The following is a 15615-nucleotide window of genomic DNA, read 5'->3' on the forward strand; positions in this document are numbered from 1 at the left end:
AGGGAGGCTATGCCGGGAAAGCCTCTGCCGAGCATGGCTCGGCACTACGCTCCCTGCCTTTGCCGCAGGCAAGGGGAGGGTTGGGGAGGGGGAGCTTCTGCGGCTTTTCGCGCATCGCCAGCGTCGCAGCTTGCGCCGCTCCCACAAACGCAGATAGATGGCCGGTGGTGCCGAGCCATGCTCGGCAGGGAGGCTATGCCGGGAAAGCCTCTGCCGAGCATGGCTCGGCACTACCGTCGTCCTATGCTTCCAGTGCCAGCAATTGCCTCAGCTGCGCCAATGTCGCGCGCGGCAGGGGTTTGCCGTCGTCCGCCGACACCGGTGGTTGCCGCAGCGCATCCTCGGGCAGTACCACCAGTTCGAAGGCGATGCCGTCGGCGGCGAATTCGCAGCCGGGGAAATGCTGTTTCGACGCATGGCCGGCAAGTCGCAATGGCCAGGCGCGCGATTCGGCAGGAATGCGCTGCTCATGCAGGAAACGCTGCACCGCATCGGCATCGTCACAGTGCAGGTGCAGGATGACGGGGCTGTTGCTGTCGGCGAGGCCGCTCAGTACCGCGCCGGTCAGGCGCGGCTGGAAGGCGTGTAGAAACTGCATTGCCTGCAGCGCCGATTCGCGGTGCAGGCGCAGTGCGCCGGGTTGGCTGGAAGCGGCAAACAGCAACTGGTGTTCGCGCAGCGCTTGCTCGATCTCGCTGAGCCGCGGCCACAGGGCCTCGCTGGTGATGCCAAGCTTTATGGCGGCCTTGCGGCGTGCGTGCTCAAGATCGTGGATGCCGCTTTCGGCAACCAGACGTGCGGCTTCCTGCGCGATCAGCTGGCGCTCGCGGCTGTTGCGCTGGAGTGAGGGCGGTGGTGAAGACGGCATCGGGCTCTACCTGGTGGTCGCTGGCCCGATTGTAGGCAGGCGGCGGGGCTTGCGTCCCGCCGCCTGCGCGAACGATCAGAAGATGTCGAACGCAGCGTCGTCGGTAGCATGATCCTGCTGGCCGAAGTCGAAATCCTGTACGCGGTCCAGGTCTTCGGTCTTGACCCATTCGGTGGCGCCGTTGAGGGTGGCCTGGACCATGCCCGAGGGCGGGTCGTTCCTGGCGATCGGGACGTCCTTCAGTGCCTCGCGCATGTAGTCGATCCAGATCGGCAGGGCCGCCTTGCCGCCGTACTCGCGGTAGCCCAGCGAACGGAAATCGTCGCGACCGACCCATACCGTCGTTGCCAGCGGGCCGCCAAAGCCGGAGAACCAGGCATCGCGGTGGTCATTGGTGGAGCCGGTTTTGCCGCCGACGTCCTCGCGACCCAATACCTTGGCCGCGGTACCGGTGCCGCGTTGGACCACGTCGCGCATCATCGACACCAACTGGTAGGCGGTGCGTTCGTCGATGGCGCGTGGCGCGGTGCGGGCGTCCGGATTGACCGGCTTGGCCGGCTCGACGGTTTCGGGCTTGGCCTCCGCCGGCTTGGCAGCCACCGGAGCGGGTGCCGTCTCGGCGCCGAAGTTGAAGCCATCCACCACCTGGCTGGCCGGTGCTGCGCCCGTGGCGGAGATGCCGCCGCAGCCGCGGCAGGCCATGGCCGGGTTTTCCTTGAAGATCACGGTGCCGTCGCGGTCCTTGATTTCATCGACGATCCAGGTGTCCACGCGTGAGCCGCCGTTGGCGAACACGGCATAGCCGCGCGCCACCGACAGCGGGGTCAGCGAGGCGGTGCCCAGCGACATCGACAGGTTGGGCGGCAGCTCGGCCTCCTGGAAGCCGAATTCGCTGATGTATTTGCGCGCATAGTCCACGCCCATGCTGTCCAGCAGGCGCACCGAGACCAGGTTGCGCGACTGCACCAGCGCTTCGCGCAGGCGCATCGGGCCACGGAAGCCGCCACCATCGTTCTGCGGCTGCCAGGTCTTGCCGCGACGGTCGCGGAACACCACGGGCGCATCCAGCACGATCGAGGCCGGGTTGAAGCCCTTGTCGAAGGCGGCGGCATAGATGAAGGGCTTGAAGCTGGAGCCCGGCTGGCGCCGTGCCTGGGTGGCACGGTTGAATTTGTTGCCGGCAAAGCTGAAGCCGCCAACCAGTGCGCGCAGTGCGCCGCTGTCGGCGTCGACCGAGACCAGCGCGCTTTGCCCACGCGGAATCTGGTCGATCAGCCATTCGCCTTCCTTCGCACCGGCGCGCACGCGGATCATGTCGCCGCGGGTGACCAGTTTGGCAGGGCTGCGATTGGTCCAGCGACTGGACGCCACCGGCAGCACCAGCTCGCTGCGGTCCGCCAGCACCACGGTGATGCCGCCGTCGGCGTGGGTGGCCGAAACCACCGCTGGCTGCAGGCCCGACTGCGCCGGGATGCCCGCGATGTGGCGGGCCAGGGCGGTGTTGTCGGCATCGGCGGCAACGTCGAAATGCTGTTCCACCCCATGCCAGCCATGGCGGTGGTCATAGGTCAGCAGGCCATCGCGCACCGCGGTGTTGGCCGCTTCCTGCAGTCGGCCATTGATGGTGGTGGTGACGTGATAGCCCTTGTTGAGCACGTCGCCGCCGTACTTGGCGATCATTTCCTGGCGTACCAGTTCAGCCACATAGGGCGCGTAGACCTGCACCGGCGGCTCGTGCGGGCTGGCGTGCATGGCCACGGCCTTGGCCGCATCGGCCTCGGCCTGGCTGACGTAGCCGAGGTCGGCCATGCGCTGCAGCACATAGTTGTCGCGGCGCTGGCGAGCGCGCTCGGGGTTGCTCAGCGGGTTGCCGCTGGAAGGGAACTTGGGAATGCCGGCCAGCGAGGCCATTTCGTCCAGGTCGAGCTCGGCCAGCTTCTTGCCGTAGTAGTACTCCGCAGCGGCACCAATACCGTAAGCGCGATTACCGAAGAAGCTCTTGTTGAGGTACAGCTCGAAGATCTCGTCCTTGCTCAACTCGCTCTCGATTTTGCGGGCAAGCAGGATTTCGGCGAACTTGCGGGTGTAGCTGACCTCGCTGCTGAGGAAGAATTGCCGCGCAACCTGCTGGGTGATGGTCGATCCGCCGGGCACGCCGTCCTTGGAGCCGGTGCGGGCGATCAGCCATACGGCGCGGGCAATACCCTTGTAGTCGATGCCGTCGTGTTGGTAGAAACGGGCGTCCTCGGTGGCCAGGAAGGCCTGCTTCAGGCGCTCCGGAACGTCCTTCATCTGTACCGGGTAGCGGCGGGTCTCGCCGAATACCGCCATCAATTTCCCTTCGTTATCATAGACATACATCGGCTCCTGCAATTCGACATTGCGCAGCGCCTGCACGTCCGGGAGCTTGGACGAGACAACGTAATAGAGCGAGCCAATGGCGATTGCGCCGACCAGAGAGAAGGCGACGAAGAGGGCCAGCAGCCAGCGCAGCCAGCGACGAAAACGTGGCATCCAGAAGTCCCGATTGCGGTTTTTGTAGCCGCAGAGTATAGATTACGCAGGGGAGCGGCTGGGGCCGCGTCCTGGGGAGAGCAAATGAGATACAGCTGGGCGGCGTGATGCAGATCGCGTCTCGCATTCCCGGTGGTTGCCATTTGCTGTAAAAACGTTATTAATGCGCCGACGCAAGACTTGCGTCCAAGTGCCCGTCGGCAGGGGAGAATCCGTGGGGCTTATCCCAAAGAGTCAGGCACCAATCATTGGTGTCGACATCAGTTCGACTGCGGTAAAGCTATTGCAGCTTTCCCGCAGCGGTAACCGTTTCCGCGTGGAACACTACGCCGTGGAACCTCTTCCGCCGAATGCGGTGGTGGAGAAAAACATTGTCGAAGTCGAAGCAGTCGGCGAAGCGATTCGGCGGGCTGTTGCGCGTTCAGGCAGCAAGGCCAAGGGGGCGGCCGCCGCTGTTGCTGGCTCTGCGGTGATCACCAAGGTGATCCCGATGCCGGCGGACCTGGACGAGAACGATCTGGAAGCACAGGTCGAACTGGAAGCGGTGAACTACATCCCGTACCCGATCGACGAAGTGAATCTCGATTTCGAAGTGCTGGGTCCCGTACCGAATAATCCGGAAATGGTGCAGGTCCTGTTGGCCGCATCGCGTTCGGAGAACGTCGAGCTGCGCCAGTCCGCACTTGAACTGGGTGGACTGACCGCCAAGGTGATGGATGTGGAGGCGTTCGCTATCGAGAACGCGTTCGCGCTGGTCGCCAGCGAGCTGGCTGTACCCAGCGATGGCGTGGTGGCGCTGGTCGATATCGGTGCAACCATGACCACCCTCAACGTATTGCGCGGTGGTCGTAGCCTGTACAGCCGTGAACAGGTGTTCGGTGGCAAGCAGCTCACCGACGAGGTGATGCGTCGCTACGGTCTGAGCTACGAGGAAGCCGGTCTGGCCAAGCGCCAGGGCGGCCTGCCTGAAAGCTACGATGTCGAGGTGCTGGAGCCGTTCAAGGAAGCGACGGTGCAGCAGATCAGCCGCCTGTTGCAGTTCTTCTACGCCGGTAGCGAATTCAATCGCGTCGACCACATCGTGCTGGCCGGCGGTTGTGCTGCGCTGGTCGGCCTGCCGACGATGGTGGAAGAGCAGTTGGGCGTGGCGACGTCGGTGGCCAATCCGTTGGCGCAGATGACGCTGGGGCCGAAAGTCCAGGCGCATGCGCTGAACCAGGATGCACCGGCGCTGATGATCGCGACGGGTCTGGCCATGAGGGGGTTTGACTGATGGCACGGATCAACCTATTGCCGTGGCGCGAGGAGCGCCGCAAACAGCGCCAGCGTGAGTTCTACGGGATGCTGGGCTTTGCCGCGCTCAGTGGCGTGGTGCTGTCGGGCTTGCTGTGGTTCTATTTCAGCCAGCAGATCAGCGGGCAGAACGACCGCAATGCCTACCTTGAAGCGGAGATCGCCAAGGTCAAGGAACAGAACAAGGAAATCGACCGCCTTGACGTGCAGAAGAGGCGCCTGCTTGATCGCAAGAAGGTGATCGAGGAACTACAGGGCAAGCGTTCGCAGATGGTGCACCTGTTCGATTCGCTGGTGCGTACCATTCCCGATGGCGTGGTGCTGACGGCACTCAAGCAGGAAGGCGATACGCTGACGCTTGAAGGTCGCACGCAGTCCAACGCGCGCGTCAGTACCTATATGCGCAACCTCGAGACCTCGGGTTGGATGACCAGTCCCGAGTTGTCGATCATCGAGGCACGGGCACAGGATCCGCAGGACAAGGGCGGCAGCGTCGTCGACATCAAGTCCCTGCCGTATGTGTTCACCCTCAAGGTGAAGCTGCCCACGCCAGGCGATGGCCAAGCCGAAGGCGGTGAAATTGTTGTCACCGATGCTGCTTCCACTGCAGCTGCAGCCCCTGCGGCGGCGCCGGCTACAGCAGGCGCGGCGGCACCCGCTGCGCCGGCAACAACAACACCTGCTGCCGCTCCTGTAGCCCCTGCCGGTGGCGCAGAGCAGCCCAAGGCCGAGGCAGCGCCGGCGGTGCCGGCGCAGAAGGAGGCTCGTTCGTGAGCAAGAAATTCAACGCCAAAGAGCTGGACTTCAACAATATCGGCGCGTGGCCGCGCAACGCGAAGATCGTGTTCTGCGTATTGCTGTCGCTGCTCATCATCGTTCTTTCGTATCTGCTGGTCGTTCGCGGCCAGCGCGAAGAGCTCGAAGGCCTGGTGAGCAAGGAGGCCACGCTGCGCGATGACTTCGTGGAAGAGCAGAAGCGTGCGGTCAACCTGGAGCCCTTGAAGCTGCAGCTGGCGCAGATGGAGCAGGTGTTGCAGCAGATGCTGCGACAGTTGCCGAGCAAGACCGAAATGCCGGACCTGATCATCGATGTGTCGCAGACCGCGTTGTCCAGCGGTTTGAACAACGAGTTGTTCAAACCCGGCGACGAGACCTTGAAAGAGTTCTATGCCGAAAAGCCGATCGCGCTGCGCCTTGTTGGCAGCTATCACCAGTTCGGTGCCTTCGTCAGCGGTGTCGCCTCGCTGCCGCGCGTGGTCATCCTGACCATGCACGACATCAACCTGAAGCCCAAGGGCGGGCAGGGCGTCATTACCCCGGGAGGGGCGCTGGAGCTTTCCGGTACGGTCAAGACCTACCGTTATCTGGATGACGCCGAGTTGGCCGAGCAGGAAAAAGCAGCTGCCGCCGATGCCAAGAAGAAGGGAGGGGCCTGATCATGCGCAAGACTTCTTCCTTGGCGCTGGGCATGGTGTGCATGGTGTTGCTGGGCGGTTGCGCCCGCAGCATCACCAGCACACCGGGCGATGCGCCCAATCTTGAGAAATGGATAGCCGACGTGCGTGCACGCCCGGCCGAGCCGCTGGAGTCGCTGCCGGTGATGCAGCAGTTCGAAACGTTTGAATACTCGGCCCAGGGGCTGCGCGATCCGTTCAGTGATGCCTGGGTGTCCGATGACGGCAACAGCCAGCTGCGGCCGGATCCGAACCGTCGCAAGGAGCCGCTTGAAGCGTTCCCGCTCGACAGCCTGGATATGGTCGGTACCATCGGCAGTGGCGGAGGTGCCGTGGCACTGGTGATGGGGCCGGACAAGGTCACCTACCGTGTACGTCCCGGGGTGTACATGGGCCAGAGCGATGGCCGTGTAACGGGGGTGCGCGAGGACGGGATCGAGTTGATTGAACTGGTGCCGGACGGTGCAGGTGGCTGGCTGGAACGCCCAGCCTCGCTTGCACTGGACGATCGTTGATTGATTAGGGGATAGCACGATGACTTTTACCAAAGCCCTGAGCCTGCGTCCCATCCGGCGCCATGCACTGGTCCGCGTCTGCGCCCTGGGAGTGGCGTTGGCAGCGGTGTGCGGCTCTTCATTCGCAGCACAGCCTGCCAACGGTGTCGGCGGCGCAGCCGCGGCCACCCAGCAGGCGGTGAAGGCGGTTTCCGTAACCAAGATCGACTTCAAGCGTGCCGATGATGGCGCTGGACGTCTGATCCTGCAGTTTGACGGCCAGGGCGCCAGCCCGGATCTGCGCAACCAGGGCAACAACGTCGTGATCGACGTTGGCAACGCCGTGTTGCCGGCCGAGCTGCAACGTCCGCTCAACGTCGTGGACTTTGCCACGCCGGTACAGCGCATCGACGCCAAGCCGTCCGGGCAGGGTTCGCAGCTGGTGCTCAGCACCAACGGTGCGTTTGACTCGCTGGCATACCAGACCGGCAATGAGTACGTCGTCGAGATCACCCCGCGGCAGGCCGAGGTGGCTACCGGCGCGGTGACCTCCAAGACGGTTGCGCAGGCAGCGGCTACCGTTGCCGCACGTGGTTACAGTGGCCGTCCGGTGACCTTCAACTTCCAGGACGTGCCGGTGCGCACCGTGCTGCAGTTGATCGCCGAAGAGTCCAACCTGAACGTGGTGGCTTCGGACACGGTGCAGGGCAATGTGACCCTGCGCCTGGTCAACGTGCCGTGGGATCAGGCACTGGACATCGTCTTGCGTGCCAAGGGCCTGGACAAGCGCCGCGAGGGTGGCGTGATCTGGGTTGCGCCGCAGCCGGAGCTGGCCAAGTTCGAGCAGGACAAGGAAGACGCGCGTATCGCGATCGAGAACCGCTCGGACCTGATCACCGACTACGTGCAGATCAATTACCACAACGCCACAACCATCTTCAAAGCGATCACCGAAGCCAAAGGCATCGGCGGCTCGGGTGGTGAAGGCGGTGGTGGTAGTCAGAACGAGAACGGCTTCCTGTCGCCGCGTGGTCGCCTGGTTGCGGACGAGCGTACCAATACCCTGATGATCAGCGACATCCCGAAGAAGGTCGCGCAGATGCGCGAGCTGATCGAGGTGATTGATCGTCCGGTTGACCAGGTGCTGATCGAAGGCCGCATCGTCATCGCCAATGACACCTTTGCCCGCGACCTGGGTGCCAAGTTCGGCATTGGCGGCAAGCGTACCTACAACGAGGGCGACAACGAGGCGACGATTGGCAATACCACCAATGGTGGCGGCAGCGCCAATCGCGGACTCAACGTCAATCTGCCGGCAGGCACGTTTACTTCGGCCAACGGTTTGGGCCCGAGCCTTGCCTATACCTTGCTGGGTGCCAACTTCAACCTGGATCTTGAGCTGTCGGCCCTGCAGGAAGAAGGCCGCGGCGAAGTCATCTCCAACCCGCGTATCGTCACTGCCAACCAGCGTGAGGGCGTGATCAAGCAGGGTAAGGAAATTGGTTATGTCACCATTACCGGTGGTACCGGCGGTGCCGCAGCAACGCCGAACGTGCAGTTCAAGGAAGTGTTGCTGGAGCTGAAGGTCACCCCGACCATCACCCAGGACAATCGCGTCTTCCTCAACATGAACGTCAAGAAGGATGAGGTCGACGAATACCTGACCATCACCAACTTCGGCGTTGTCCCGGTCATCAATCGTCGCGAGATCAACACCGCCGTACTGGTGGATGATGGCCAGACGGTGGTCATCGGTGGCGTGTACGAATTCAGTGACCGTGAGAGCGTCAGCAAGGTCCCGTTCCTGGGCGACGTCCCCTTCCTTGGCAATCTGTTCAAGAAGCGTGGTCGCAGCAAGGACAAGGCCGAACTGCTGGTCTTCGTGACCCCGAAGATCCTGCGCGTCGCCAAGGCTGCCCGCTAAACGCTTGTTGTGGATGAGAAAAAGGGCCGCGGATGCGGCCCTTTTTCGTTTGCGGCGATCTGTTTGGAACCATTTCATCGCAGATCAGTCAAACTGCGCCTATGAACCTGCCCCCTCAATTGCCCACCCAAACCGATGCGCCGGTCCGTGACGGCGACCTGCATCAGGAATTCACCGCCTTGCGCGATGCGCTGGCCAGCGAAATCGTCGGCCAGTCCTTGCTGGTCGACCGGCTGCTGACCGCGCTGTTGGCGGATGGCCACTTGTTGGTGGAGGGGGCCCCCGGGCTGGCCAAGACCACCGCCATCCGTGCCCTGGCGTCGCGTATCGATGCCAGTTTCGCGCGCATCCAGTTCACCCCGGACCTGCTGCCTGCCGACCTCACCGGCACCGATATCTGGCGTTCACAGGAAGGACGTTTCGAATTCCAGGCCGGGCCGATCTTCCACCCGATCCTGTTGGCGGACGAAATCAATCGTGCCCCGGCGAAGGTGCAGTCGGCGCTGCTGGAGGCAATGGGCGAGCGGCAGGTGACGGTCGGTCGAAATACCTACCCATTGCCGGAGGTGTTCCTGGTGATGGCCACGCAGAATCCGATCGAGCAGGAAGGCACTTTCCCACTGCCCGAAGCCCAGTTGGACCGTTTCCTGATGCATGTGCGCATCGGTTACCCCGATGCCAGCGCCGAGACCGAGATCCTGCGGCTTGCACGCGAGCGCGCCTTGCGGGCGATGCGGCCGCAGCAGGCAGCTGTCGAGAAGATATCGCTGCAGAAGATCGAACAGGCGCGGCGCGAGGTGTTGGAACTGCATATGGCGCCGCAGCTGGAACGCTACCTGGTAGCGCTGGTGCTGGCCTCGCGCGACGCCAGTGCTTACGACGCCAAGCTGGCCAAGCGTATTGCCTGGGGCGCAAGCCCGCGCGGTTCGATTGCATTGGAGCGCTGCGCGCGTGCGCGTGCCTGGCTGGCCAACCGCGACTACGTGACACCCGACGACGTGCGCGGTGTTGCCGCCGACGTGCTGCGCCATCGTGTATTGCCCAGCTACGAGGCTGCCGCCGAGGGTTGGGACGGCGAGCGTCTGGTGGCTGCCCTGCTCGACTGCGTGCCCCTGCCTTGAGGCCGGGTGTGATGACCGGCGGCGGCACCGGAACGGTTGAAGGACCACGTTTGCAGGTGGACCGGCAATGAATGTGCCGGTAACCAGGCAAGCACCGCAGGTCGTGGCCGCCGCCGATGGCATCCGACCACAGTTGGCCGAGCTGATCGCCTTGCGCGGTTCCGCCAACGGCGGCCGCAAGGCCCGGCGCGGCCATTACGCGGTAAGCGGCCGCGCCGCCTCGATGCTGCGTGGTCGTGGCATGGAGTACGCCGAGTCGCGTGAGTACGTAGCGGGTGACGATGCGCGGCACATCGACTGGAAACTGACCGCACGTACCGATGCCACGCATACCAAGACCTTCCAGACCGAGCGCGAGCGGGTCACCTTGTTGATTGCTGACACTGCACCGGCGCTTTATTTCGGTACGCGGGTGCGCTTCAAGTCGGTGCAGGCGGCACGCGCTGGTGCGGTGGCGGCGTGGTCGGCACTGCGTGACGGCGATCGGATAGCGGCGCTACGTGGTTCCGCGCAGCAGGCATTGGTCCCCCCGGCTGGCGGAACTCGCGGGGTGTTGCGGAGCCTGGACGCCCTTGTGCGTTGGTACGGCGAGCGACCGGCCGATGATGGTGGCCTGCAACTGGCGTTGGAACAGGCCGCCCGGGTGTTGCACCCGGGTGCACGTGCGGTGGTGCTGGCCGATCCGGTCAGTGCACAAGCCGTGGCAGCCGCCACCTGGTCATCGTTGGCAATGCATGTGGAGGTGGAACTGGTGTTGCTGCTGGATCCTCTTGAGATATCGCCTCCGCGATGTGTTCTGCCATTGCAGACACGGGCTGGCCGTCTGCAGCTGGATCTGACCGCAAGCAACGTACGCGAGGCCTGGCACGAAGCGCTGGTCGGGCCGGTCGAGGCACTGTGCCGACAGTTGCCGGGGCGACGCATCCGCGTCAGCACATTGGTCACCGACGATGCCAGTGATGCCTGGTTGGGCGCGACACCGAACCGGAGCGTGGGCTGATGGCCGCACAACTGCCGCTGCGGGATGTGCACCTGCCTGCAGCACCGGGCTGGTGGCCGCTGGCGCCGGGCTGGTGGCTGCTGATCGGTGCGGTCGTGGTGCTCGCGTTGATTGGATTGACCCTCTATTTCTTCCGCCGCCGTCGCTTGCAGCGTTGGACGAACCTGTTCGACCGGCAGTTACAGGCGGCGCCGCAGGGGCCTGCACGATTGGCTGCGGCCTCCGAGCTCCTGCGCCGCGCGGCGCGGCGGATCGATCCGCGGGCAGTGCAGTTGCAGGGTGATGCGTGGTTGCGTTTTCTCGATGGCGGCAAACGAACGGATTTCAGCGGCGGCGAAGGCCGATTGCTGCTGGATGGCGGGTTCCGTCCTCAGCTTGAGGGCGAGCAGGTGGATCGTGCCTGCCAGCTGGCGCGCACGCGTTTCCTGGAACTGATGGCAGGGCGACGTTGATGCAGGACATCCTCGCCAACTGGTCGAACCTGTGGCCGAGCTTTGCCTGGCCGTGGGCATGGCTGGCGCTGCCGTTGCCACTGTTGATGCTGTTGTGGCCGCTACGCGAACAATATGGCGCCGCGCTGCGCGTGCCCTACGAACCGGAGCTGCTGCAGGAACAGGCGCCGTCGCGGGCCGGTGCGGTGCTGCAGACCTTGTTGTTGTCGCTGGCATGGTTATGCCTGTGTGCCGCGTTGGCGCGTCCACAGCAGTTGGGTGAACCGATCGAGCCGCCACGGCAGGCGCGGCAGATGATGCTGGCGGTGGACTTGTCCGGCAGCATGAGTGAGCCGGACATGCAATTGGGCGGTCAGGTGGTGGACCGCCTGACCGCTGCCAAGGCAGTGCTGGCGGATTTCCTCGAGCGCCGCGAAGGGGATCGCATTGGCTTGCTGGTGTTCGGCCAGCGTGCCTATGCCTTGACCCCGTTGACGGCCGACCGCGCCACCGTGCGTGACCAACTGCGCGACAGCGTGGTCGGGCTGGCCGGACGTGAGACGGCATTGGGTGACGCCATCGCCTTGTCGGTGAAGCGTCTGCGCGAGCAGCCTCAGGGACAGCGGGTGCTGATCGTGCTCACCGATGGTGTGAACACCGCCGGCGTGCTGGAACCGTTGAAGGCGGCAGAACTGGCCAAGGCCGAAGGCGTGCGGGTCTACACCATCGCCTTTGGTGGCAGTGGCGGCATGTCCTTGTTCGGTGTGCAGTTGCCCGGGGCCGATGATCAGGTGGACGAGGCTACCTTGACCAAGGTGGCTGATGAAACCGGTGGCCGTTTCTTCCGCGCCCGCGATACGGATGAACTGGTCAACATCTATGCCGAGCTGGATCGATTGGAACCGGTGAAGGACGCCGGTCCCGCGGTGCGGCCGCGGATCGAACGCTATCCGTGGCCGTTGGCGTTATCGCTGCTGCTGGGCATGACGGCGTTGGCCTGGCGGGGGCTGCGGCAATGATTGATTGGCAGAATCTGCATTTCCTGCGCCCGGAGTGGCTGTGGGCGCTCTTGCTGGTGCCGGCTGCGCTGCTCGGCAGTTGGTGGCGCCGTCAGCGCAGTGCCCGTTGGCACGAAGCGGTGGACCCGCATCTATTGGCGCAGCTGTTGAGTAAAGGCGGCAAGCGTGGCTGGTGGGGCAGTGCAGGGCTGGCGCTCGGCCTGGTGCTGGCGGTGCTTGCGCTTGCAGGGCCGAGTTGGCGTCAACTGGATCAGCCGTTGTGGGAGTCGAAGACGCCGCTGGTGATCGTACTGGACTTGTCCAGCAGCATCCGCGCCACCGACCTGCCGCCGTCGCGCCTGCTGCAGGCACGCGCGAAGCTGGCTACCCTGCTGCGCGAGCGCAAGGGCGGCGAGGTAGCCTTGATTGCCTTCGCCTGGGAGCCATTCACCGTCGCGCCGCTGACCGATGATGCCGCCAACGTCGCGCTGTTTCTTGATGCGCTGGCACCGGAGGTGATGCCGGTGGATGGTCAGCGCGCGGACAAGGCACTGCTCTGGGCGGGTGATCTGCTGAAGCAGTCCGGGGCCCGCAATGGCGAGATACTGTTGTTGAGTGATCATGCCGACGCCGCGGCACTGGCCGAAGCGGCCAAGCTGCGCGTGGCGGGCTATCGTGTTTCAGTGATCGGCCTGGGCAGCCTGCAAGGTGCGTCCTATCGCGATCCGCGCGGGGCGATCGAACAGGCGCACCTGGACGAAACCTCACTGCGTGGTTTGGCTGCAGCCGGCGGTGGTGGCTATCAACGCATCGCCACTACCTCGGCAGATCTGCAGGCCCTGGGGGTGCTGGAGCCACAGGCCGGTGCGCAGGATCGTGCGCAGCAGGCCAGTGCGGGCAAGCAATGGCAGGATGAAGGCTACTGGTTGTTGCCGCCGCTGTTGCTGCTGGCGTTGTTTGCGTTCCGTCGCCCACGCCGGGTAGTGCCGGTATTGGCGCTATGCCTGTTGTTGCCGGTCCTGCAGCCTGCCCATGCAGCGGAGCAGGGCGGTTGGTGGCAGCGTGCCGATCAGCGCCAGCATCAGCGCCTGGGCGAAGGCGTGGAGGCATACAGACTGGGTGATTTCGCTACCGCGCAGAGAAAATTCGAGGGCATCGACAATGACCAGGGGTGGTACAACCTGGGCAACGCGCTTGCCCGTCAGGGCAAGTATGACGAGGCGATTGCCGCCTACGACCGTGCCCTGAAGGCGCATCCGGGCATGCCGGATGCGGTGGCGAACCGCGCTGCGGTGGACGCCGCACGCAAGCGCAAATCGCCGCAGGGGCAGCAGGGTAGCCAGCAGAACCCGTCCAAGCCGCAGCAGGGCAAGGATCAGAGCGGACAGCAGAAGTCACAGCAGGATTCGCAACAGAACCAGCAGGGACAACCGCAGGGGCAGCAGCAGGGGCAGCCGCAGGGACAACAGGGGCAGCAATCCGGCCAATCGCAGCAGTCGCAGCCACCGGCTGCGCAGTCTCCCCCCAGCTCCGACGCATCGTCCTCCGGGCGGGGCGAACCGCAGCCGCCGCAGACGGAAGATGCGGGAAAGCAGGAGCAGGCTGACCAGGCCCAGCGTCAGCGCATGGCCGAGGCCATGCGCCAACAGCAGGCGGATGAGGGCGGGCAGCAGTCCGCCGCGCGGGCGGCGATGACACCTGCGCAGCGTGAACAGCAACAAGCGGTGGAAGCCTGGATGCAGCGCGTGCCGGATGAGCCGGGTGATCTGTTGAAAGCAAAATTCCAGCTCGAGTACGAGCGTCGGATGCGGGAAAAGCGATGAGCAAGAATCACGCAGGCAAGGTCCTGCAGTTGCAGCTATGGCTGTTGCTGGGGCTGTTGGCCTTCAGTGGCCTGCTGCAGGCACAGACGCGCGCCTGGTTGGATCGGGACAGCATCAAGCAGGGTGAGTCGATCACGCTGACCATCGAGACCGATCAATCGGGCAGCCCCGAGTACGCGCCGCTCGAGGTCGATTTCGTGCTTGGTGCGCAGAGCAGCAGCCGTCAGTTGCAGCTGGGCGGTGGCGCCTCCCGCAACTTCGCCCAGTACACGGTTGTGCTGACACCGCGGCGCGCCGGCATGCTGGACATTCCTGCGCTGCGCGTCGGTGGCGGGAGTACCACGCCCTTGCTGGTGAAGGTGGACGAGGCGCCGATCGCCAGCCGTGACGGCAACGCACTGGCCTTCATCGAAACCGAGGTGGACGACAAACAGCCCTACGTGCAGCAGAGCGTGGGTGTGGTGGTGAGGTTGTACTTCGCCACCCAGTTGGCCTCCGGCGAACTGGTGCTGGATACACCGGCGGCAGCATCGTTGCAGCGCGTTGGCGATGACCGTACCTCCGTGCGGGAGGTCGGCGGGCGCCGCTACAACGTGGTCGAGCGTCGCTTCCTGCTGATTCCCGAGCGCAGCGGCCCGCTGCAGTTGGCTGGTGCGCGCTTCAGCGGGCAGGGCGCGGGCGGATTCTTCGATGACTTCTTTGGCCGCGACAACGGCCAGCTCAGTGCCCGCGGTCCTGACCAGACCCTGCAGGTACGGGCGACACCTGCCGATGCGCCACAACCGTGGTTGCCGCTGAAGAACCTGCAGCTGCGCTATACCGCCGCGCCCAATAGCGGGCGTACCGGCGAGGCGATTGCGATCGAAGTGGAGGCAATCGCCAGCGGCGCCACCAAGGCACAGTTCCCGGAGCTGCCGGTGCCATCGCTGGGCGACAGTGCACAGGTGTTCGCCGAGCCACCGCAGTACGATGAAACGTTCGAGGGTTCCAGCCCGCAGTTGAAGTTGACCCGGCGCTATTCGATCGTGCCGCAGCAGACCGGCGCATTGGCCGTGCCCGGCATCCAGATGCAATGGTGGGACGTTGCGGCGGGCCAGGCGCGCACCACCTCGCTGCCGGCGCTGTCATTGCAGGTAGCCCAAGGGAGCACTACCGGCATGGTCGCGCCACCGCTGGTGCAGCCGGCAGCTGCCGGGTCTGCCGCGGTGGCTGCAGGTAACGCCCTGGCGGCGTCGCCGGACGCCGCAAGCAATTGGCTGTGGCCCGCGCTGGCGGCCGGTTTCGCCTTGTTGTGGCTGGCCACGCTGATCTGGGGGCTGTCGCGCCGCCATGCTCCGGCGGTGGCCCGCGATGGGCCTGCAGCGCAATCTGCCAGCGCTGGTTCGCGCTACGGCACGGCAGACCTGCGCCGCGCCCTGGATGCGGGCAGCCTGGACGAGGTGGCACACATCCTTGCCGTGATGGGTGGTGTGGACGGGCTCGACGCGGTATTGCAGAAACTGGATGACCCGGCACAACGCGATGCGCTGCAGCGCATGCAGCGCGCCCGCTGGGGCGGCGAGGGCGACGTGAGCGCGGCGCGCGCGCAGTTGCGCGAGGTATTCAAGGCCGGTCCGCGATGGCGGAAAACCGCAGTGGTGGAAAAGTCGCCATTGGACCCTCTCTATCCGGGACAAAGCTGAAAAGGGCGGTTGT

At 64.7% G+C, this 15615-nt stretch carries 13 protein-coding genes; 11 read left to right on the forward strand and 2 right to left on the reverse strand.

What is annotated here, in order from left to right; all coding sequences use genetic code 11:
- Window positions 1-241: 241 nt before the first annotated feature.
- Window positions 242-868, reverse strand: a complete 627-nt coding sequence (locus RT131_RS16875) for a hypothetical protein (RefSeq protein WP_313173929.1) — start codon at window positions 866-868, stop codon at window positions 242-244.
- A gap of 75 nt (window positions 869-943) precedes the next feature.
- Entirely contained in the window at window positions 944-3382 is a 2439-nt protein-coding gene (locus RT131_RS16880; RefSeq protein ID WP_313173930.1) for a penicillin-binding protein 1A, read from the reverse strand.
- A gap of 214 nt (window positions 3383-3596) precedes the next feature.
- Here RT131_RS16880 and RT131_RS16885 point away from each other — a divergent pair, with 214 nt between their 5' ends.
- From RT131_RS16885 to RT131_RS16935, 11 genes are all read left to right on the forward strand, one after another.
- Entirely contained in the window at window positions 3597-4655 is a 1059-nt protein-coding gene (locus RT131_RS16885) for a pilus assembly protein PilM (RefSeq protein ID WP_343239511.1), read from the forward strand.
- On the forward strand, window positions 4655-5449 hold the full coding sequence (locus tag RT131_RS16890; protein WP_313173932.1) for a PilN domain-containing protein: 795 nt from the start codon (window positions 4655-4657) through the stop codon (window positions 5447-5449). Before RT131_RS16885 ends, RT131_RS16890 begins: the two co-directional genes overlap by 1 nt.
- Window positions 5446-6111, forward strand: a complete 666-nt coding sequence (gene pilO, locus RT131_RS16895) for a type 4a pilus biogenesis protein PilO (RefSeq protein ID WP_313173933.1) — start codon at window positions 5446-5448, stop codon at window positions 6109-6111. The genes RT131_RS16890 and pilO overlap by 4 nt, the downstream gene beginning before the upstream one ends.
- Window positions 6112-6143: 32 nt before the next feature.
- Window positions 6144-6644 (forward strand): pilus assembly protein PilP, encoded by a 501-nt coding sequence (locus RT131_RS16900; protein ID WP_313173975.1) that lies wholly within the window; start codon window positions 6144-6146, stop codon window positions 6642-6644.
- Between the two features lie 19 nt (window positions 6645-6663).
- Entirely contained in the window at window positions 6664-8547 is a 1884-nt protein-coding gene (locus RT131_RS16905) for a type IV pilus secretin PilQ family protein (RefSeq protein WP_313173934.1), read from the forward strand.
- Window positions 8548-8648: 101 nt separating this feature from the next.
- Window positions 8649-9668, forward strand: coding sequence for a MoxR family ATPase (locus RT131_RS16910; protein WP_313173935.1), 1020 nt, complete (start codon window positions 8649-8651; stop codon window positions 9666-9668).
- A gap of 67 nt (window positions 9669-9735) precedes the next feature.
- A complete protein-coding gene (locus RT131_RS16915; protein WP_313173936.1) occupies window positions 9736-10668 on the forward strand; it encodes a DUF58 domain-containing protein in 933 nt (310 codons plus the stop codon).
- Window positions 10668-11120, forward strand: a complete 453-nt coding sequence (locus RT131_RS16920) for a DUF4381 domain-containing protein (RefSeq protein ID WP_313173937.1) — start codon at window positions 10668-10670, stop codon at window positions 11118-11120. The genes RT131_RS16915 and RT131_RS16920 overlap by 1 nt, the downstream gene beginning before the upstream one ends.
- Window positions 11120-12118 (forward strand): VWA domain-containing protein, encoded by a 999-nt coding sequence (locus tag RT131_RS16925; RefSeq protein WP_313173938.1) that lies wholly within the window; start codon window positions 11120-11122, stop codon window positions 12116-12118. Before RT131_RS16920 ends, RT131_RS16925 begins: the two co-directional genes overlap by 1 nt.
- Window positions 12115-13920, forward strand: coding sequence for a VWA domain-containing protein (locus RT131_RS16930; RefSeq protein WP_313173976.1), 1806 nt, complete (start codon window positions 12115-12117; stop codon window positions 13918-13920). Before RT131_RS16925 ends, RT131_RS16930 begins: the two co-directional genes overlap by 4 nt.
- On the forward strand, window positions 13917-15602 hold the full coding sequence (locus tag RT131_RS16935) for a BatD family protein (RefSeq protein WP_313173939.1): 1686 nt from the start codon (window positions 13917-13919) through the stop codon (window positions 15600-15602). Before RT131_RS16930 ends, RT131_RS16935 begins: the two co-directional genes overlap by 4 nt.
- Window positions 15603-15615: the final 13 nt, after the last annotated feature.

It is taken from the genome of Stenotrophomonas sp., from assembly GCF_032066555.1.
Classification (GTDB): Bacteria; Pseudomonadota; Gammaproteobacteria; order Xanthomonadales; family Xanthomonadaceae; genus Stenotrophomonas.

Excerpts from the sequence above, each read along its gene's own strand:
- RT131_RS16900 (WP_313173975.1), top strand. The coding sequence starts at position 6,144 with ATGGTGTGCATGGTGTTGCTGGGCGGTTGCGCCCGCAGCATCACCAGC.
- RT131_RS16910 (WP_313173935.1), top strand. The coding sequence starts at position 8,649 with ATGAACCTGCCCCCTCAATTGCCCACCCAAACCGATGCGCCGGTCCGT.
- RT131_RS16930 (WP_313173976.1), top strand. The coding sequence starts at position 12,115 with ATGATTGATTGGCAGAATCTGCATTTCCTGCGCCCGGAGTGGCTGTGG.
- RT131_RS16935 (WP_313173939.1), top strand. The coding sequence starts at position 13,917 with ATGAGCAAGAATCACGCAGGCAAGGTCCTGCAGTTGCAGCTATGGCTG.
- RT131_RS16915 (WP_313173936.1), top strand. The coding sequence starts at position 9,736 with ATGAATGTGCCGGTAACCAGGCAAGCACCGCAGGTCGTGGCCGCCGCC.
- RT131_RS16875 (WP_313173929.1), bottom strand. The coding sequence starts at position 868 with ATGCCGTCTTCACCACCGCCCTCACTCCAGCGCAACAGCCGCGAGCGC.
- RT131_RS16880 (WP_313173930.1), bottom strand. The coding sequence starts at position 3,382 with ATGCCACGTTTTCGTCGCTGGCTGCGCTGGCTGCTGGCCCTCTTCGTC.
- RT131_RS16925 (WP_313173938.1), top strand. The coding sequence starts at position 11,120 with ATGCAGGACATCCTCGCCAACTGGTCGAACCTGTGGCCGAGCTTTGCC.
- RT131_RS16905 (WP_313173934.1), top strand. The coding sequence starts at position 6,664 with ATGACTTTTACCAAAGCCCTGAGCCTGCGTCCCATCCGGCGCCATGCA.
- RT131_RS16890 (WP_313173932.1), top strand. The coding sequence starts at position 4,655 with ATGGCACGGATCAACCTATTGCCGTGGCGCGAGGAGCGCCGCAAACAG.
- RT131_RS16920 (WP_313173937.1), top strand. The coding sequence starts at position 10,668 with ATGGCCGCACAACTGCCGCTGCGGGATGTGCACCTGCCTGCAGCACCG.